Annotated in this window: 19 protein-coding genes and 1 pseudogene; 8 read left to right on the forward strand and 12 right to left on the reverse strand. The window is 67.8% G+C overall.

Annotation, left to right across the window (positions count from 1 at the left end; all coding sequences use genetic code 11):
* Positions 1–32: 32 nt before the first annotated feature.
* The 7 genes and pseudogenes from ACHMXA_RS22790 (at position 33) to ACHMXA_RS22820 (ending at position 5,980) form a co-directional block, all read left to right on the forward strand.
* On the forward strand, positions 33–1,715 hold the full coding sequence (locus ACHMXA_RS22790; RefSeq protein ID WP_176668179.1) for a CTP synthase: 1,683 nt from the start codon (positions 33–35) through the stop codon (positions 1,713–1,715).
* Positions 1,712–2,002: a DUF1330 domain-containing protein gene (locus tag ACHMXA_RS22795; protein WP_176668178.1), complete on the forward strand. Its 291-nt coding sequence runs from the start codon at positions 1,712–1,714 to the stop codon at positions 2,000–2,002. Before ACHMXA_RS22790 ends, ACHMXA_RS22795 begins: the two co-directional genes overlap by 4 nt.
* 64 nt (positions 2,003–2,066) lie before the next feature.
* Positions 2,067–3,350, forward strand: a complete 1,284-nt coding sequence (eno, locus tag ACHMXA_RS22800; protein WP_125951808.1) for a phosphopyruvate hydratase — start codon at positions 2,067–2,069, stop codon at positions 3,348–3,350.
* Positions 3,351–3,369: 19 nt separating this feature from the next.
* Positions 3,370–3,648, forward strand: a complete 279-nt coding sequence (ftsB, locus tag ACHMXA_RS22805) for a cell division protein FtsB (protein ID WP_395316399.1) — start codon at positions 3,370–3,372, stop codon at positions 3,646–3,648.
* A 25-nt stretch (positions 3,649–3,673) separates the two neighbouring features.
* The gene (gene pnuC, locus ACHMXA_RS22810) at positions 3,674–4,306 is read left to right on the forward strand and encodes a nicotinamide riboside transporter PnuC (RefSeq protein ID WP_395316400.1); all 633 of its coding nucleotides are present in this window, start codon (positions 3,674–3,676) and stop codon (positions 4,304–4,306) included.
* Positions 4,303–4,975: pseudogene (locus tag ACHMXA_RS22815) on the forward strand (AAA family ATPase). Before pnuC ends, ACHMXA_RS22815 begins: the two are co-directional and overlap by 4 nt.
* A 36-nt stretch (positions 4,976–5,011) precedes the next feature.
* Positions 5,012–5,980, forward strand: a complete 969-nt coding sequence (locus ACHMXA_RS22820) for a hypothetical protein (RefSeq protein ID WP_395316401.1) — start codon at positions 5,012–5,014, stop codon at positions 5,978–5,980.
* Positions 5,981–5,992: 12 nt separating this feature from the next.
* Here the strand turns inward: ACHMXA_RS22820 and ACHMXA_RS22825 are convergent, their stop codons facing one another.
* The 7 genes from ACHMXA_RS22825 to ACHMXA_RS22855 form a co-directional block, all read right to left on the reverse strand.
* Positions 5,993–6,985 (reverse strand): MurR/RpiR family transcriptional regulator, encoded by a 993-nt coding sequence (locus ACHMXA_RS22825; protein WP_395316402.1) that lies wholly within the window; start codon positions 6,983–6,985, stop codon positions 5,993–5,995.
* The gene (locus ACHMXA_RS22830) at positions 6,945–8,009 is read right to left on the reverse strand and encodes a C45 family autoproteolytic acyltransferase/hydolase (RefSeq protein ID WP_395316403.1); all 1,065 of its coding nucleotides are present in this window, start codon (positions 8,007–8,009) and stop codon (positions 6,945–6,947) included. Before ACHMXA_RS22830 ends, ACHMXA_RS22825 begins: the two co-directional genes overlap by 41 nt.
* 1 nt (position 8,010) lies before the next feature.
* Positions 8,011–8,739: a glutamine ABC transporter ATP-binding protein GlnQ gene (gene glnQ, locus ACHMXA_RS22835; protein WP_371132285.1), complete on the reverse strand. Its 729-nt coding sequence runs from the start codon at positions 8,737–8,739 to the stop codon at positions 8,011–8,013.
* Positions 8,736–9,392, reverse strand: coding sequence for a glutamine ABC transporter permease GlnP (gene glnP, locus ACHMXA_RS22840; RefSeq protein ID WP_395316404.1), 657 nt, complete (start codon positions 9,390–9,392; stop codon positions 8,736–8,738). Before glnP ends, glnQ begins: the two co-directional genes overlap by 4 nt.
* A 21-nt stretch (positions 9,393–9,413) precedes the next feature.
* Positions 9,414–10,166, reverse strand: a complete 753-nt coding sequence (gene glnH, locus ACHMXA_RS22845; protein ID WP_395316405.1) for a glutamine ABC transporter substrate-binding protein GlnH — start codon at positions 10,164–10,166, stop codon at positions 9,414–9,416.
* Positions 10,167–10,447: 281 nt separating this feature from the next.
* The gene (locus ACHMXA_RS22850; RefSeq protein ID WP_395316406.1) at positions 10,448–11,446 is read right to left on the reverse strand and encodes an Hsp33 family molecular chaperone HslO; all 999 of its coding nucleotides are present in this window, start codon (positions 11,444–11,446) and stop codon (positions 10,448–10,450) included.
* Between the two features lie 39 nt (positions 11,447–11,485).
* Positions 11,486–12,010, reverse strand: coding sequence for a gamma carbonic anhydrase family protein (locus ACHMXA_RS22855; RefSeq protein ID WP_395321356.1), 525 nt, complete (start codon positions 12,008–12,010; stop codon positions 11,486–11,488).
* A 41-nt stretch (positions 12,011–12,051) separates the two neighbouring features.
* On the opposite strand from ACHMXA_RS22855, the gene ACHMXA_RS22860 reads away from it, so the two are divergent.
* On the forward strand, positions 12,052–12,876 hold the full coding sequence (locus ACHMXA_RS22860; RefSeq protein ID WP_395316407.1) for a ferritin-like domain-containing protein: 825 nt from the start codon (positions 12,052–12,054) through the stop codon (positions 12,874–12,876).
* A 25-nt stretch (positions 12,877–12,901) separates the two neighbouring features.
* Here ACHMXA_RS22860 and ACHMXA_RS22865 read toward each other — a convergent pair whose 3' ends face one another.
* The 5 genes from ACHMXA_RS22865 to ACHMXA_RS22885 form a co-directional block, all read right to left on the reverse strand.
* A complete protein-coding gene (locus tag ACHMXA_RS22865; RefSeq protein WP_395316408.1) occupies positions 12,902–13,348 on the reverse strand; it encodes a MaoC family dehydratase in 447 nt (148 codons plus the stop codon).
* A 53-nt stretch (positions 13,349–13,401) separates the two neighbouring features.
* On the reverse strand, positions 13,402–14,535 hold the full coding sequence (locus ACHMXA_RS22870) for a thiolase family protein (RefSeq protein WP_395316409.1): 1,134 nt from the start codon (positions 14,533–14,535) through the stop codon (positions 13,402–13,404).
* A 94-nt stretch (positions 14,536–14,629) separates the two neighbouring features.
* Positions 14,630–15,205, reverse strand: coding sequence for a TetR/AcrR family transcriptional regulator (locus tag ACHMXA_RS22875; RefSeq protein ID WP_395316410.1), 576 nt, complete (start codon positions 15,203–15,205; stop codon positions 14,630–14,632).
* A 77-nt stretch (positions 15,206–15,282) separates the two neighbouring features.
* Complete coding sequence (locus ACHMXA_RS22880) at positions 15,283–16,275, reverse strand: Bug family tripartite tricarboxylate transporter substrate binding protein (protein WP_395316411.1); 993 nt, start codon at positions 16,273–16,275, stop codon at positions 15,283–15,285.
* 52 nt (positions 16,276–16,327) lie between these two features.
* Positions 16,328–17,308: a Bug family tripartite tricarboxylate transporter substrate binding protein gene (locus tag ACHMXA_RS22885; protein ID WP_395316412.1), complete on the reverse strand. Its 981-nt coding sequence runs from the start codon at positions 17,306–17,308 to the stop codon at positions 16,328–16,330.
* Positions 17,309–17,310 lie beyond the last annotated feature (2 nt).

Raw genomic sequence — 17,310 nt, forward strand, 5'->3', positions numbered from 1 at the left:
CACTGCCCGGATTCACAGCGTCCGGAACTGGCATGACCAAATTTGTCTTCGTCACCGGTGGTGTCGTTTCTTCCCTTGGCAAGGGAATCGCCTCCGCCTCGCTCGCCGCGATCCTCGAATCGCGCGGCCTCCAAGTCACCCTCATCAAGCTCGATCCGTACATCAATGTCGACCCCGGCACGATGTCGCCCTTCCAGCATGGTGAAGTGTTCGTCACCGATGACGGCGCAGAGACCGACCTCGACCTCGGCCACTACGAGCGCTTCATCGACACGCGGATGCGCAAGGCCAACAACTTCACGACCGGCCAGATCTACAAGACCGTGCTCGAAAAAGAGCGCCGTGGCGACTACCTCGGCAAGACGGTCCAGGTGATCCCGCACATCACCAACGAGATCCAGGAATACATCAAGCGCGGCGCCGGCATCGGCACGGCGCACGAGGTGGACGTGGCCATCGTCGAGATCGGCGGCACCGTGGGCGACATCGAATCGCTGCCCTTCCTGGAGGCCGTGCGCCAGATGAGCCTGCGCATGGGCCCGAACAATTCGGCCTTCGTGCACCTGAGCTACGTGCCCTGGATCGCCGCCGCCGGCGAGCTCAAGACCAAGCCCACGCAGCACACCGCGCAGAAGCTGCGCGAGATCGGCATCCAGGCCGACGCCCTGCTATGCCGCGCCGACCGCCGCATCCCGGACGACGAGCGCGCCAAGATCTCGCTGTTCTCGAACGTGCCCGAATGGGGCGTGATCTCCATGTGGGACGTGGACACCATCTACAAGGTGCCCCGCATGCTGCACGAGCAGGGCCTGGACGGCCTGATCTGCGACAAGCTGCGCATCAACACCCCGCCCGCCAAGCTGCAGCGCTGGGACGACCTGGTCTACGAGGTCGAGCATCCGCAGAAGGAAGTGTCGATTGCCATGGTCGGCAAGTACGTCGACCTGTCGGACAGCTACAAGTCGCTCAACGAGGCGCTGCGCCATGCCGGCATGAAGAACCATGCCCGCGTGAAGATCGACTACATCGACTCCGAGACCATCTCCGCGCAGGACGTGTCCCGCCTGGCCAAGTACGACGCCATCCTGGTGCCGGGCGGCTTCGGCCAGCGCGGCGTGGAAGGCAAGATCTCGGCCGCGCGCTTCGCCCGCGAGAGCAAGGTGCCCTACCTCGGCATCTGCCTGGGCATGCAGGTGGCCACCATCGAATACGCCCGCCACGTGGCCGGCCTGAAGAACGCCAACAGCACCGAGTTCGACCCCGAGACGCCCACCCCCGTGATCGCCCTGATCACCGAGTGGAAGGACGCCGACGGCACCGTGAAGACGCGCGACGAGAAGTCCGACCTCGGCGGCACCATGCGCCTGGGCGCGCAGAGCTCCGACGTGGCTCCGGGCACGCTGGCCCACAGCATCTACGGCGACGTGGTCACCGAGCGTCACCGCCACCGCTACGAAGCCAACGTGAACTACCTCGACCAGCTGCGTAGTGCCGGCCTGGTGATCTCCGCCCTCACCCAGCGCGAGCACCTCACCGAGATCGTCGAGCTGCCGCAGGACGTGCACCCGTGGTTCATGGGCGTGCAGTTCCACCCCGAGTTCAAGTCGACCCCGTGGGGCGGCCACCCGCTGTTCAACGCCTTCATCAAGGCTGCGCTCGAGCACAAGGAAAAGGGTTCGGGCAGCACCAACAAGACGCTCAAGGCCGTCGCATGAGTAGTGGCTACGTTATCGCGCACGTCGAGGTCACGAACCCGACGCAGTACGAGGAATACAAGAAGTGGTCGACCGTGGCCATGCAGGCGCACGGCGCCGAGGTGTGCGTGCGCGGCGGCCAGGTGCAGCCGCTGGAAGGCGACTGGAAGCCCACGCGCATCGTGATCCTCAAGTTCCCCAGCTTCGAGAAGGCCAAGGCCTTCTACGAGACGCCCGAGTACCTCAAGGCGCGCGAGGCGCGTGCCGGCGCCGCGATCATGAACATGATCGCCGTCGAGGGCCTCTGAGCCGTCCGATCCGTTTTCCCATCTATTCATCCGCCCAAAGAGACCAGAAAGAGAAAGACAGAAGATGAGTGCAATCGTTGACATCGTCGGCCGCGAAATTCTCGACAGCCGAGGCAACCCCACCGTCGAATGCGACGTGCTGCTCGAGTCGGGCACCATGGGCCGCGCGGCCGTGCCCTCGGGCGCGTCGACCGGCTCGCGCGAAGCCATCGAGCTGCGCGACGGCGACAAGAGCCGCTATCTCGGCAAGGGCGTGCTGAAGGCCGTCGAGAACATCAACACCGAGATCTCGGAAGCCGTGCTCGGCCTGGACGCCAGCGAACAGGCCTTCCTCGATCGCACGATGATCGACCTCGACGGCACCGACAACAAGGGCCGCCTGGGCGCCAACGCCACCCTCGCCGTCTCGATGGCGGTGGCCCGCGCCGCGGCCGAAGAGTCGGGCCTGCCGCTGTACCGCTACTTCGGCGGCATGGGCGGCATGCAGCTGCCGGTGCCGATGATGAACGTCATCAACGGCGGCGCGCACGCCAACAACAGCCTCGACCTGCAGGAATTCATGATCATCCCCGTGGGCGCCAAGAGCTTCCGCGAGGCCGTGCGCTATGGCGCCGAGGTGTTCCACGCACTCAAGAAGATCCTGGGCGACCGCGGCATCAGCACGGCGGTGGGCGACGAAGGCGGCTTCGCTCCCAGCGTCGAGAGCCACGAAGCTGCCATCCAGCTGATCCTGGAAGCCATCGACAAGGCCGGCTACACGGCAGGCGAGCAGATCGCCCTGGGCCTCGATTGCGCGGCCAGCGAGTTCTACAAGGACGGCAAGTACGTGCTGTCGGGCGAAAACCTGTCGCTCACGGCCGAAAGCTGGACCGACATGCTCGCGACCTGGGTCGACAAGTACCCGATCATCAGCATCGAAGACGGCATGCACGAAGGCGACTGGGACGGCTGGAAGCACCTGACCGAACGCCTGGGCAAGCGCGTGCAGCTGGTGGGCGACGACCTGTTCGTCACCAACACCAAGATCCTGCAGGAAGGCATCGACAAAGGCATTGCCAACTCGATCCTGATCAAGATCAACCAGATCGGCACGCTGACCGAGACCTTCGCCGCCATCGAGATGGCCAAGCGCGCGGGCTACACCGCCGTCATCTCGCACCGCTCGGGCGAGACGGAAGACAGCACCATCGCCGACATCGCCGTGGGCACCAACGCCGGCCAGATCAAGACCGGCTCGCTGTCGCGCTCGGACCGCATCGCCAAGTACAACCAGCTGCTGCGCATCGAAGAAGACCTCGGCGACATCGCCGTCTACCCCGGCCGCGGCGCGTTCTACAACCTGAAGTAACGCCCGGACGCCACGCGGCATGCGCGCCCGCCTCGTTCCACCGATCGTCCTGCTGCTCCTGCTGGCCATCCTGCAGTGGCAGCTGTGGAACGGGCGCGGCAGCGTGCGCGACGTGACCCAGCTGCGCACCAAGCTGGCCGACCAGAAGGAAGCCAACGCCAAGGCCGCGCTGAACAACGAGCGCCTGAGCTCCGAGGTCAACGACCTCAAGGACGGCCTCGAGATGGTCGAGGAGCGGGCGCGCGCCGAACTCGGCATGGTGAAACCGAACGAAGTGTTCGTACAAATCGCGCACTGACCCTTCTTCATCTTTCCGCCTGCTGATGACCGAGCTTCTCTCGGCCCCCGCATTCCTGCTCTGGGGCTCTCCTGTCAGCTGGCTCGAACTCGTCGCGTCGACGCTGGCGCTCGCCATGGTGGGCTGCAACATGCGAGAGATCCACTGGGGATGGCCGCTGGCCATTGTCAGCTCGGTGCTCTACGTGGCGGTGTTCGCCAAGGCGCGCATCTACGGCGACGCCTCGCTGCAGGTCTTCTTCGCGCTCGTCGCCCTCTGGGGATGGGCGCAGTGGCTGCGCGGCCATCGCGCCGACGGCAGCGCGCTGCGCGTCAGCCGGCTTTCGTCGCGCGGCATCGCGCTCACGCTGCTGGCCTGCGCAGTGGCATGGCCGGCGGTCGCCCTCTTCCTGCGCCGCTTCACCGACACCGACGTGCCCTGGTGGGACGGCTTCGCCACCGGCCTGAGCCTGGTCGGGCAGTTCCTGCTGGGGCGCAAGTTCATCGAGAACTGGCTGATCTGGCTGGCGGTGAACGTGGTGAGCGTGGGCCTCTTCATCCACAAGGGCCTGTGGCTCACGGTGGGGCTGTACGCGGTGTTCGCAGTGCTCAGCGTGGCCGGCTACCTTGCCTGGCGCCAGCGCATGCCGTCCAGCGCCTCCGAGGCTGCGCGCGCATGACACCCGTGCTGCCGAAGGGCTGCGTCATTGCCCTCGTGGGTGCCGAAAGCACCGGCAAGACCGAGCTGACCCGCGCCATCGCGCAGCGCCTGCAGGACCGCGGCGTTCCGACGATATTGGTGAGCGAGTACCTGCGCGAATGGTGCGAACGCGAGAACCGCACGCCGCGCCCCGACGAGCAGCAGGCCATCGCCGACGAGCAGACGCGCCGTATCGCAGCCGCCGCAGCCAGCGGCGTGGTGGTGGCCGACACCACCGCGCTCATGACGGCCGTCTACAGCGAGCAGCTCTTCGCCGACACGTCACTCTACGAAGCCGCCCTGGCCGCCCAGCGCGGCTACGCCATCACGCTGCTGACCGCGCTCGACCTGCCCTGGGTCGCCGACGACATGCGCGACGGCCCGCACGCACAGCAGCCGACCGACACGCTGGTGCGCGCCGCGCTCGCGGGCGCGAAGCTCTCATATGCCGTGGTGCACGGCAGCGGCGCCGAGCGGCTGGCCAACGCCTGGAACGCCATCGTCTCCATCGCGGGCAACGAGGGCCGGCCGCGCACGCGCGTCAAGTCCGACGCGAAACCCGCCTCCTGGTCGTGGCCTTGCGAGAAATGCTCCGACCCCGGAATGCGAACATAAGCTCTTCAGCGATCTCATCGCGCGCCGCGAGTAACGCGCCTCGCCTTCCCTCCCCTTACCCGGAGACCCGATGCCCCTTTCGACCCTCGCGCGCATCGCGCTTCTTCCTGCCGCCGCACTGCTTCTGCCCGCCACCGGCCCAGCCCACGCGGCGCCCGTCGCAGCCACCGTCGAGAACGGCACCACCACCACCGCCTGCGCCGAGGAAGACAACGTCTCGCTGACCCTGCGCGGCGAAGGCATCCGCCGCATGCGCATCGAGGCGCTGCAGCCCGACTACCTCGACAAGATCGGCAACGACGTCACCGCGCCCGACTTCTCCGGCTGCAACTTCGACGGTGGCGCGCATCCCACCGACCCGGCCTACCGCTTCCGCAAGCGCACCGTGGTGCTGATGGACAACGCCCAGTGGCGCGTCGTCGGCATGACGCTGCCCAGCTTCTGGCGGCCGCAGCGCGTGCCCGTGCAGGTGGGCAAGCGCAAGGACCGCGGCTTCCACCTGCTGCAGGTGTTCAAGAAGGAGAACGGCAAGCCGCTCGAAGCCATCGTGCTCTATCCGTCGGACGGCTACTGGCGCATCAAGCCGCTGCCCGAGGCGCGCTTCGGCGACGGCGTGTACGGCTCGTCCTTCCTGCTAGGCCCGGTCGAGGCCGCCGCGCGGCCGGTGGTGAACATCGCGTCGATCCGCATCGTGCCCCGGCCGCTGGCCATCCACGTGCGCTTCACCGACGGCGGCAGTGCAGCGGTGAAGGTCGACGAGATCAGCCGCGTACGCACCGCGCTCGACGTCACGCTGTCGAAGCCCACCGCGAGCAACCAGCCCTTCGCGGTGCTGCGCTCGATGTACGTCACGCCCGATAACGCCGACGTGAGCGAAGTGCGTTGGCAGGCGTCGCCCCAGGCGGCGCAGCAGGTGCTGCCGCTGCCGGAGGTGAAGAGCCTGCAGGGCACGCAACTGCGCTTCGGGCGCAGCCTGCCGTCGAAGCACAACACCAGCGCGCCGGACATCGCGTTCGGCGGCTTCGACGATCGCGACTAAGCCGCTGGCGCGCTACTCGATGCCCAGGTCGGCGATGAGGCGCTCGCGCCGCTCCAGCGCCTGCAGCGCCTTTTGGCCCAAGTCAGTGGCGACAAGGTTCAGCAGCCCTTCGCAGAAGATCACGTAGGCGCCCATCGAATTGCTGAAGAAGGTACTGCCATGCGGCACGAAGAAGGAATGCTTCGCGAAGGCTGCAAGCGGCGAGGCGCGATGGTCGGTGATGGCGATCACGACCATGCCGGCCTTGGCCGCGGCCTCGGCCGTCTCAGCGATGCTGCGTGTGTAGGGCTCCACGCTGGTCACCACCACCAGGTCGCCGGGCTGCAGTTGGGCCAGTCCTTCGGCCACGCCCAGCCCGTGCGGATCGAGGAGCGCCACGTCGCCGCGCACCATCGCCAGCCCGTAGGCCAGGAAGCTCGCAAGCGCGCTGAACTGCCGCAGGCCGTGCACGCGCACCCGTGGCGCCGTGGCAAGCAGTCGGGCCGCCTGCTGCAATTCGTCGGCCGACAGTTGCGCGAGAAAGCCTTCGGTGTTGGCGATCGAATCGCGGGCGATCTGCACCATCGTGTCGATCTCCGGACGCTGCCCCGGCCCTTCGGACTGCGAACGCTCCGATGCATGCGCCACCAGCCGGCCGGCCTGCTCGCTGTAGAAGTGGCGATGCCTGGACGCCAGCCCGTCGCGGAACACGGTCTGGAACTCGACGAAGCCGGCGTAACCCAGCCGAGTGGCAAGGCGTGTGAGCGTCGATGCGTTCACGCCCAGCGAATCCGCCAGTTCGGTGATGGTGCGCACCGCAACCTCTTCCGGGCGCTCGACCAGACGCGCCAGCACGCTGTGCGCCTTGCTGCCCATCGAGATCAGCGCGTCGCCGCGCCCGAGGCTCACCGTCAGCGCGCGCAGTTCCTCGACGGTTCGCGGCGGCGAAGCACCGGTCGCACCGGCGTCATCGGTTTCATCGGCATCAGTCGGGGCGGGCACGCTGGCTTTTTTCGGTGCTTGCATGGCCGTCGATCATATGGAATCGCGGCGGCCGGGCCGGGTGCTCATACACCGCCCACTCGATGTACGAAGCACCGGCGACGATGCGGATGTCCGCAGTCGCCATCGTGTTCTCCGCGTCGCTGTCGTCCGGACTGGCACGCAGGATCGGGAACTCCGCGTTGCTTCCGTCGGCCAGCAGGTGCAGCGGTTCGATCGCCGCGCCCTCGCCGGCCAGCAGTGCATCGCCGCGCTCCTGCCGATGCCGCGAAGAGCCCGTGACGATCTGCGGCAGTTCGCGCAGCGACTCGTGCAGCGCATGGTTGGCATGCAGCTGGCGCCCGTCGATCTCCACGATGGAGCATGCTTCGGAGCTGAACTCCACGCTGAAGAGCCCGGGCGACGCCCGGTGCGCCACCGTGAGGTGGAAGCCGCCTGCGCGCTCGTTCGACTCGAGCAGCGTGCGCACATCCTGCACGCTGGCGGCTTCGAGCAGCGCCCGCGCGAGCACCATGCGCGGAACGCCCGGCCGCACGTTCAGGCAGCGAAGGTTGTTCACCGTCATCGCGAGCCCGCCGTCGGTCACCGCGAAGGTGTGGCCGGGCAGCGATCCCGGATAGACGAAGGACGCGAACGAGGCCCCGCCCTCCACCACGCACCCGGCGATCGCGCAATGGCCGGCGAAGGCCGGGTCGCCGTCTTCGTTGTGCGTGATGCGGCGCAGCGCGCCCGCCGATTCCTGCACGGTGGTGCAGCCGTCGGGCGCCATGGCCCACAGGTCGCCGCGGCAGTTCCACAGGAACACGTCTTCGAAGGGCAGCTCCAGCCCTGCGGCCAGGCCCTGGAGTTCGTCCCAGATGCGCGGGAAGCGCGAACGCACCAAGGCGGACATCGCCACCGCGGCGGGTGTGCCACGATGGTGCATCACCGATGCCCAGGCAGGCGAATCCTGCGCGTAGTCCTGCATCGCCGCGGCGCCGAAGCGGCCCAGCGTTCTTCCGATCTCGAAGGGCGATCCTGCGGCCTCGAGGTAATTCAATGTCGGCATGTCACTCCACGTGCTGAAGAAAGTCGCGCAGGCGCTGGTTGGGCGGGTTGTCCAGCAGCTGCGCCGGCGGTCCGTCGACCGTGATGTGGCCGTGCTCCATGAAGATGAGCCGCGTCCCGACCTTGCGGGCGAACTGCATCTCGTGGGTCACGACCACCATCGTCATGCCCTCCTCCGCGAGCGACTGCATCACGCGCAGGACCTCCTGGCGCAGCTCGGGGTCGAGCGCGGAAGTGGGCTCGTCGAACAGCATCAGCTTGGGCCTCACGGCCAGCGCGCGCGCGATGGCCACGCGCTGCTGCTGTCCGCCTGAGAGTTCGCTCGGGTAGTGGTTCATGCGCTCGGCGAGCCCCACCTTGGCGAGCAGTTCGGCCGCCTGGGCCTGCGCCTGCGACTTGGAGGCGCCGCGCACCTGGCGCGGGCCGAAGGCGACGTTCTCCAGCGCGGTCATCTGCGGGAACAGGTTGAACTGCTGGAACACCATGCCGGCCTCCTGGCGGATCTCGCGCGCCACGGCATTGCCGCCGCGCACGCTGAGGCCGTCCACCAGCAGGTCGCCGCCGTCGATCTGCTCCAGCGCATTGATGCAGCGCAGCAGCGTCGACTTGCCCGAGCCCGAGGGGCCGATCAGCACCACGACCTCGCCCTTGCGGATCTGCAGGCTCACGCGGTCGAGCACCTTGTTGGCGCCGAAGCGCTTCTCGACATTCTTGAATTCGACGATGTTCACAGGATGCGCATCCTTCTTTCGACAGTCCGCAGGCCGAGCGTGAGAAGCCCGATCAGCAGCAGGTAGATCGCTGCGACCGCGCTCCAGATCTCGATGGCGCGGAAGTTGGCGGCCATGATTTCCTGCCCCTGGCGCGTGAGCTCTCCCACGCCGATGACGATGAAGAGCGAGGTGTCCTTCAGGCTCACGATGAACTGGTTGCCCAGCGCCGGCGTCATGCGCCGGAACGCGACCGGGCCGACGACGAAGGCCAGCACCCGCCAGCGCGGCAGGCCCATGGCCAGCCCCGCCTCGCTCAGGCCACGGGGCACGGAGAGAAAAGCGCCGCGCACGATTTCCGCGATGTAGGCGCCCGAGTTGATGACGATGGAGGCGATGGCCGCCGTCATCGGGTCCACGCGCACGCCCAGCAGGCCGGGCAAGGCGAAGTAGATGAACATGACCTGCACCACTATGGGCGTGCCGCGCACCAGCCCCACGTAGGCGAAGCCGATGCTCGCGACGAGGTTGTTCCCGTAGGCGCGCATCAGGCCGAACAGCACGCCCAGCAGCGTGCCTCCGGCAAGACCCGCCACGGTGATGAGCACCGTCAGTTGCGCACCCTTCAAGAGCGCCGGCAGCGCGCCGGCGATCACTGACCAATCGAAATCCATGAATGGCTCCGCGGCTGCCGCTCAGGACTTCGGCGGTTCGGCCTTGAACCACTTGCGGTAGATGGTGGCGTAGCGGCCGTCGGCCTTGATCTTCGCGAGCGCCGCGTTCACCTGCGGCACCAGCGGGCTGCCCTTGGGAAAGCCGATGCCGTACTGCTGCGCCATCATCTGCGGGCCCACCGCCTTGGCCTTGCCCGCACCTGCGGTGGCGATGTAGTACAGGACATTGGGCGTGTCGTGCATGGCGGCATCGACGCGGCCGGTCATCAGCTCCAGGTAGGCGTTGTCGATGTTCGGGAACTGGCGCAGCTCGGTGCCGGCGAAGTTGGCCTTGGCGTAGTCGGCGGCGGAGGTGCCGGTCTTGATGGCCAGCGTCTTGCCCTTCAGGTCGGCCACGCCGGCGATCTTGCTGGCGGTGGGCACCATGAGGATGAAGCCGCTGTCGTAGTAGCCGTCGGAGAAATCGATGACCTTCTTGCGCTCGTCCTTGATGGTGATGCCGGCCAGCGCCACGTCGACGTTCTTGGTCTGCAGCGCGGGCAGGATGCCCGCGAAGTCCATCGGCTGCAGCTTGTATTCGAGCTTCAGCTCCTTGGCGACGGCCTCCCACAGGTCGATGTCGAAGCCCACGTACTTGTCGCCCTCCTTGAATTCGAAGGGGACGAATGCGGTATCGACCGCCACCAGCAGCGGGCCGGCCGCCATCGCGGGCGCGGTGATGAACGACGTGGCGACGGCCGCGGCCGCGAGCAGTCGGAGTACGAGTTTCTTCATGACAATCCTTCCGGAGTAAGAGCTCACCGAATTGGTGCAATTGAATTTGCATGAAAATCAAATTCGCAAATCCATTTGCATAATGTGTGCCATGCGGCAGCGCGCGGCAAGCTCGGGTTTGCCCTGAGCGCCACGGCAGCGGCTCGCCCCGATGCCTGAGGCAGGGGCGATGCGGATGTCCTGGAAACGGGAAGCTGGAACTCGAAAGCCCCCCGCGGCGGGGGGGCAGGCGGCTCGGCCGCATCAGGCAGGCGTTGCGCCTGCCTGCATCTGTCGTCTGATTACTGCACGACCGGGCTGCCCGGAATCTGGTCGCCCAGCGGCGTGAACAGCTGCGCCGCATCCACCGCGTCGAAGCGGTACTGCTTTCCGCAGAAGTCGCAGCCCACCTCGATGTTGCCGCGCTCGGCGAGGATACTCTCGGCCTCCTGCTCGCCGAGGCCGCGAATCATCTGCGCCACGCGCTCGCGACCGCAGGTGCAGGCGAAGCGCGGGCCGAGCATGCCGGCCTGCGGCTCGAAGCGCAGCAGCTTCTCTTCCCAGAACAGGCGGCGCAGGATGGTCTCGACGTCGAGCGTGAGCAGCTCGTCGCGCGTGAGGCTCGACGCGAGGATCGAGATGCGGTTGTAGTCCTCGTTGCGGCCGATCTGGTCTTCGTTGGCCTGGTCGTGGTCCTTGTCGGCGGTGCCTTCGAGGTTGCCCTCTCCCTTGACCGGCAGGCGCTGGATCAGCAGGCCCGCGGCCACCTTGTCGTCGGCGGCCAGCACCAGCGTGGTGTCGAGCTGCTCGCTTTGCAGCATGTAGTGCTGCAGCACGTCGCTGAGCTTGCCCAGCTTCTCGCCGTCGTCGCCGAAGAGCGGCACGACGCCCTGGTAGGGGGTGGTGCCGGGCAGCTTGTCCTTGGGGTCGAGCGTGATGGCGCAGCGGCCCTTGTTGTTCACGTTGACCATGTCGGGCAGGTGCGCGTCGGCGGGCAGCTCGCCCATCACCTTGGCGGTGGCGCGAAGGCTCAGGTCGGGCTTGGATTCGGCCACCGCCACCTTGACGGGCCCGTCGCCGAAGATCTGCAGGATCAGCGCGCCGTTGAACTTGATGTTGGCCTGCATCAGCGTGGCAGCAGCCGTCATCTCGCCGAGCAGTTCGACCACCGGCTGCGGATAGGCGCCGGTGGCGGTGTTGGAGGCGCGCCGCGCGAGGATCTCCTGCCACGCGTCCGTCAGGCGCACGATCATGCCGCGCACCGGCAGGCCATCGAACAGGAATTTGTGCAGCTCGCTCAAAACATCTTCTTTCTGTGTATGTGCCTGCGACCGGGATGGTCAGGCGATCTTCTTCAGCCCTTTGGCAAAGCGGCGGGCGTTGGCCACGTAGTTCTCCGCGCCCTGGCGCAGCTTGGCGGCGGCCTCGTCGTCGAGGGTGCGCACCACCTTGGCGGGCGATCCCATGATGAGCGAGTTGTCGGGAAACTCCTTGCCCTCGGTCACCACGCTGCCGGCGCCAACGATCGAGTTGCGGCCGATCTTCGCGTTATTCAAGACCACGGCCTGGATGCCGATCAGCGTGTTGTCGCCGATGGTGCAGCCATGCAGCATCACCTGGTGGCCGACGGTCACGTTGTCGCCGACGGTCAGGGGACAGCCGATGTCGGCGTGCAGCACCGACAGGTCCTGGATGTTGCTGTTGCGCCCGATGCTCAGCGTCTCGGTGTCGCCGCGCAGCACGGCGCCGAACCACACGTTGGCGTTGTCCGCCAGCCTGACGTTGCCCATCACCTCCGCGCTGTCGGCCACCCATGCACCTTCGCCCACCTGGGGTGCCACACCGTCGAGTTCGTAGAGCGCCATTGTTTCCAGTCCCTGCAAGGTCAAAACCTAGAATTGTAGGGATGCACCCCCGATTGAGCGCGCTGGCCGCGCTTCGCCTTACAGATCCCGATGAAAAGGTGGCCGCCACCCGTGCCATCAGCGCCATCCCTCTGGACGGCGCTACCGATTCCATAGCAACCGAAGCCATCCGCACCACGGGCGACGATCTGGGCGTGCCGGGCCGCCCCGAACGCCCGCTGCGCGTGGCCGCCACCGCCGTCCAGAAGCGCTCGCCCTTCACCACCGAAGGCCGCGCCGCGCTGATCCATTCGATCTGCCACATCGAGTTCAACGCCATCAATCTCGCGCTCGACGCCGTCTGGCGCTACGACGGCATGCCCGAGGCCTACTACCGCGACTGGCTGCGCGTGGCCCACGAAGAGGCGCTGCACTTCACGCTGCTGCATGCGCATCTGCAGGACATGGGCTGGCGCTACGGCGACTTCCCCGGCCACGACGGCCTGTGGAACATGTGCGAGAAGACGAAGGACGACGTGCTCGCCCGCATGGCGCTGGTGCCGCGCACGCTGGAGGCGCGCGGGCTCGACGCCACGCCGCTCATCCAGGGCAAGCTCAAGCGCGTGAACACGCCCGACGCGCTGCGCGCGGTGGAGATCCTCGACATCATCCTGCGCGACGAAGTGGGCCACGTGGCCATCGGCAACCACTGGTACCGCTGGCTGTGCGAGCGCGCTGGCATCGACCCGGAGGCCAGCTATCCGGCGCTGGTCGCGCGCTACGACGCGCCGCGGCACAAGCCGCCTTTCAACCTCGAGGCGCGCGGCCGGGCCGGCTTCAGCGCCGAAGAGCTTCGCCAGCTCTCGCAAGCACAGGACAAGGCCTGAGGCCGCGCCCGGGGCTTTCCTGGGCTCAGGCTGGGCGGGCGTGCACCACCAGCTTCGGCGAGAAGTCCTGGAGCACCTCGCCGCGCTGGTTGAGCGTCTGGCAATGCATCGTCACCATCGCGCGCCCGGGCTTGGAGCGCGAAGGTGCGATCGCGATCACCTCGCCCTCCACGTGCAACACGTCGCCGGGCCGCGTCGGCCGGGGCCACTGCAGTTCGCCGCCCGAGCCGATGATGCCGTCGGCCAGCGGGATGCCGCTCTCGACCAGCAGCTTCATCGTGAGGGCGGCCGTGTGCCAGCCGCTCGCGGCAAGGCCGCCGAAGAAGGTGTTCTTCGCGGCCTCTTCGTCGGTGTGGAAGGGCTGCGGATCGAACTGCTGCGCGAAGGCCTTGATCTGCGCCACGTCGAGCGCGTGCTCGCCGCTGCGGAAGCGGTCGCCGACCTTCAGGTCTTCGAGATACAGCTTGGCCATGGGGTCTCCTTTGTCTTCAGTGGCGATCGTCATTCTCGCGCTCGGCGCTGCGTTCAGACGCGCTCGAGGATCGTCGCGATACCCTGCCCTCCGCCGATGCACTGCGTGGCCAACGCATAGCGGCCGTTCTCGCGCGCCAGCAGCGACGCCGCCTTGCCGGTAATGCGCGCACCGGTCGCGCCCAGCGGATGTCCGATGGCGAGGCCGCCGCCGTCGAGGTTGATCTTCGCCGGATCGAGCCCCAGGTCGCGGATGCAGGCCAGCGCCTGCGAGGAGAAGGCTTCGTTGATCTCGATCACGTCGAGGTCGGCCGCGCTCAGGCCCGCGCGTGCCAGCGCCTTGCGCGTGGCCGGGATCGGGCCGATGCCCATGATCGCCGGGTCGACGCCCACGGTCGCGAACGAGCGGATGCGTGCCAGCGCCTTCAGGCCGTGCTTCGCCGCGAATTCGTCGCTGGTGACGAGCACCGCCGCCGCGCCGTCGGTCAGCGGGGACGAGGTGCCGGCCGTCACCACGCCGTCCGGGCGGAACGCCGGCTTGAGGTTCGCCAGCGCCTCGGCGGAGGTAGTCGGGCGGATGCAGCCGTCGGCATCGATCACGTCGCCCGAAGCCAGGCGCACCGGCACGATCTCGCCGGCCAGGCGCCCCTGCGCGCGCGCCTCGGACGCCTTGCGGTGCGACTCCACCGCGAAGGCTTCCTGGTCGGCGCGGCTAACGTTCCAGCGCTGCGCGACGTTCTCGGCGGTCTCGCCCATCGAGATGTAGGCGTCGGTGTTCTCCTTGAGCTCCGGGCTCGGCGAGAAGTTGAAGCCGCCCTGCGGCACCATCGTCATCGACTCGACGCCCACGCACAGGAACGCATCGCCCATGCCCGCCTCGATCTGCGCGGCGGCGATGTGCACGGCCTGCATCGACGAGCCGCAGAAGCGGTTGACCGTCATGCCGCCCACTTCGTGCGGAAGGCCCGCCAGCAGCCCGACGATGCGCGCGAGGTTGTTGCCCTGCGAGGCCTCGGGGTAGGCGCAGCCGAGGATGACGTCCTCGAGCAGCGCGGGATCGAGATCGGCGCGCTGCAGCAGGCCGCGCACCACGCCGGCGGCGAGCGTGTCGGGGCGCACCTCGGCGAGCGCGCCCTTCTTCGCGAAGTGGAACGGGGAACGGGCGTAGGCGGAAATGACGGCTTTCATGAATGCTCTCCAGCAGGTTTGACTACCTTCCAATCGGTAGGCTTAGAGGTCGAAAAATAAGCACGCCGAAGCGTGCCTGCACGGCGCCGGGCGCTCAGCCCGGCAAGGAACTCCTGAGTTGGGCGATGGCGTCGTCGAAATCTTCGACGCGGCCCGTCATGCGCGCCGACAGCAGCGCGCCCTGGCATACGGAAAAGACGTAGGCAGCCAGCGAAGCCACCGAGGCGCCGGTCTTGCGCTGCGGCATCAGCGCGCCCAGCACGCCGGTGAGCCACGTCACCTGCGTGTTGCGCAGCTCCTGCACGGCCAGGCGCAGTTCGTCGTTGACGACGCCCCAGCCCGGCGCCATCGCCCCTGCGGGACACATCGCCGAGCCGGCCCTGAGCGTGTTGCGGTACATGCGGAAATACGATTCGAGCGCGTCCTTCGGCTCGCGCGCCCGGGCGGCGTCCCAGTCCTTGAAGCCCTGCGTGGCCCCGCGGATCACCGCGACGCCCAGCGCCTCCTTGGTCGGGAAGTGGTGGTACAGACTGGCCTTGCGCACGCCGACCGCATCGGCCACGTCCTGGAAGCTGAAGCCCAGGTAGGAGCGCGTTTCGATCAGGCCCCGCGCCACCGCGAGGATCTGCTCGCGGGTGCTGCCGGTGGCCAGGGCTGTGGCGTTGATCATCTACCTACTATAAGGTAGGGAAGATTAACCCACAAGCGGAGGTGTCATGAAGGCGTCAGCTTGGTCGGTCGGCCTGCTCAATCGGCCTTGATGCCCGCCGCCTTGACGATGCGCCCGTTGCTCTCGAACTCGCTGGCGATTTCCTTCGCGAACGCGGCCGGCGTGCCGCCGGTGGGCACGTTGTCGGTGGCCGTCAGCTTGGCGCGCAGTTCGGGCGTGGCCAGCGCCTTGTTGATCTCTGCGTTGTACTTCGCGACCAGCGCCGGCGGCGTGGCGGCGGGCGCGAACACACCGAACAGCGAATTGATGTTCGCCGCCTTGTAGCCCAGCTCGCCCAGCGTGGGCACCTGCGGGAGGCTGTCGAGCCGCGCGGGCGCGCCCACCGCCAGCGGGCGCAGCTTGCCCGACTGGATGTGCGAAGAGAGCGTCGGGCTCGCGTTGGTGGAAAGAATCTCGAACTGCCCGCCGATCGCGTCGTTGAGCTGCTGGCCGCCGCCCTTGTAGGGCACGTGCGTGATGTCGACGCCGGCCGCGGCGCGCAGTTGCTCCAGCACGATGTGGCCGAGCGACGCCGGCCCCGAGGTGGCCCAGCGCACCGCGCCCGGATGCGCCTTGGCATCGTCGATCAGCGCCTTGAAGTCCTTGGCCTTGCTCGCCGGCGTGGCGATCAGCAGCACCGGCGAATACATCACGCTGGCCACAGGCGCCACGTCCTTCAGCGGATCGAAGGGCAGCTTGCCCAGGTGCGGGCTCAGCACGAGCGGGCTGATGGCCGAGAAGCCCAGCGTCGCACCGTCGGGCGCGGCCTTGGCGACGGCGTCCATGCCGATGGCGCCGCTAGCGCCCGCGCGGTTGTCGACGATCACCGTGACGCCCATCTGCGCCGCGAGCCGGTCGCCCAGCGCACGCGCGACCACGTCGCTGACGCCGCCCGCCGGGTAGGCGACGATGAGGCGCACGGTCTTGGGCACGGTTTGCGCGAAGGCGCCGGATGCGGCGCACAGCGCGGCGGCGGCGAGGAGTCGGGTCGCCGTGCGGCGCGAGGGCTTCGAGGAAGCGAGGAAATTCATGGTGTCGTGTGTGGCAGCCCGTGTCGTCTGCCTGCTTGCTTGATGGATGGCGTCAGTCCAGCTGCAGCTTGCGCTCCTTGATCAGCCTGGACCACTTCTCATTGTCCGCCTTCACGAAAGCCGCGAACTCGGCCGGCCCGAGCGAATGCACCTCGGCGCCCGCCGTCGCGAACTTGGCCTTGATCTCGGGCTGCGCCAGCGCCCTGGCCAGCTCGCTCGAAAGCCGGTCGACGACTTCCTTGGGCATGTTCGCCGGCCCGACCAGCCCCTGGAAGCCGACCGACTCCATGCCCGCCAGCCCCAGCTCCTTCACCGTGGGCACATCGGGCAGCTGCGGATCGCGCGCCGGGCCGGTCACGGCCAGTGCCTTGAGCTTGCCGCCCTTCACCTGCGGCAGCAGCACGCTGCCCGCGTCGATGAGGATCTGCGTCTGCCCGCCGATCAGGTCCTGCACCGCGGGCGCGCTCCCCTTGTACGGCACGTGGGTCATGTCGAGCCCGGTCACCTGGTTCATCAGCTCGCCGTTGAGGTGCGTGGAGGTGCCGTTGCCGCCCGAGGCGAAGTTGACCTTGCCCGGCTGCCCCTTGGCCCACGCGACGAACTCCTTGAGGTTCTTCGCCGGATGGTCCGGCCGCGTCACCGCGATGTAGCTGCCCTGGCTGATCTGGCCGATGTAGGTGAACTGCCTGATCGGGTCGTAGGGCGGCTTGCTCTGCAGGTACGGCGCGATGGCGAAGGGCCCCGTGTTGGCCAGCAGCAGCGTGTAGCCGTCTGCGGGCTGGCGCGTGAGCTCGGTGGCCGCGATCATGCCGCTCGCGCCGGGCTTGTAGTCGACCACCAACTGCTGCTTGAGCGCCTCCTGCAGCGGCACCTGCACGGTGCGCGCCGCGAAGTCGATGCCGCCGCCGGGCGGATAGCCGACGATCAGGCGGATGGGCTTGGCGCTCGGGAATGCCTGGGCGGCGGCGAGGCCGGCGGCTGCGGCCATTGCAAAGCCGAGCCCAAGGCCTGCGCAGAGTCTGTTGAATTTCACGT

Origin of the sequence: Variovorax sp. UC74_104 (assembly GCF_044055375.1) — a bacterium.
GTDB lineage: Bacteria > Pseudomonadota > Gammaproteobacteria > Burkholderiales > Burkholderiaceae_C > Variovorax.

What these genes read in the sequence shown, in the direction of transcription:
- ACHMXA_RS22790 (WP_176668179.1), top strand. Translation starts at nt 33, where the DNA reads ATGACCAAATTTGTCTTCGTCACCGGTGGTGTCGTTTCTTCCCTTGGC.
- ACHMXA_RS22795 (WP_176668178.1), top strand. Translation starts at nt 1,712, where the DNA reads ATGAGTAGTGGCTACGTTATCGCGCACGTCGAGGTCACGAACCCGACG.
- eno (WP_125951808.1), top strand. Translation starts at nt 2,067, where the DNA reads ATGAGTGCAATCGTTGACATCGTCGGCCGCGAAATTCTCGACAGCCGA.
- ftsB (WP_395316399.1), top strand. Translation starts at nt 3,370, where the DNA reads ATGCGCGCCCGCCTCGTTCCACCGATCGTCCTGCTGCTCCTGCTGGCC.
- pnuC (WP_395316400.1), top strand. Translation starts at nt 3,674, where the DNA reads ATGACCGAGCTTCTCTCGGCCCCCGCATTCCTGCTCTGGGGCTCTCCT.
- ACHMXA_RS22820 (WP_395316401.1), top strand. Translation starts at nt 5,012, where the DNA reads ATGCCCCTTTCGACCCTCGCGCGCATCGCGCTTCTTCCTGCCGCCGCA.
- ACHMXA_RS22825 (WP_395316402.1), bottom strand. Translation starts at nt 6,985, where the DNA reads ATGCAAGCACCGAAAAAAGCCAGCGTGCCCGCCCCGACTGATGCCGAT.
- ACHMXA_RS22830 (WP_395316403.1), bottom strand. Translation starts at nt 8,009, where the DNA reads ATGCCGACATTGAATTACCTCGAGGCCGCAGGATCGCCCTTCGAGATC.
- glnP (WP_395316404.1), bottom strand. Translation starts at nt 9,392, where the DNA reads ATGGATTTCGATTGGTCAGTGATCGCCGGCGCGCTGCCGGCGCTCTTG.
- glnH (WP_395316405.1), bottom strand. Translation starts at nt 10,166, where the DNA reads ATGAAGAAACTCGTACTCCGACTGCTCGCGGCCGCGGCCGTCGCCACG.
- ACHMXA_RS22855 (WP_395321356.1), bottom strand. Translation starts at nt 12,010, where the DNA reads ATGGCGCTCTACGAACTCGACGGTGTGGCACCCCAGGTGGGCGAAGGT.
- ACHMXA_RS22860 (WP_395316407.1), top strand. Translation starts at nt 12,052, where the DNA reads ATGCACCCCCGATTGAGCGCGCTGGCCGCGCTTCGCCTTACAGATCCC.
- ACHMXA_RS22865 (WP_395316408.1), bottom strand. Translation starts at nt 13,348, where the DNA reads ATGGCCAAGCTGTATCTCGAAGACCTGAAGGTCGGCGACCGCTTCCGC.
- ACHMXA_RS22870 (WP_395316409.1), bottom strand. Translation starts at nt 14,535, where the DNA reads ATGAAAGCCGTCATTTCCGCCTACGCCCGTTCCCCGTTCCACTTCGCG.
- ACHMXA_RS22875 (WP_395316410.1), bottom strand. Translation starts at nt 15,205, where the DNA reads ATGATCAACGCCACAGCCCTGGCCACCGGCAGCACCCGCGAGCAGATC.
- ACHMXA_RS22880 (WP_395316411.1), bottom strand. Translation starts at nt 16,275, where the DNA reads ATGAATTTCCTCGCTTCCTCGAAGCCCTCGCGCCGCACGGCGACCCGA.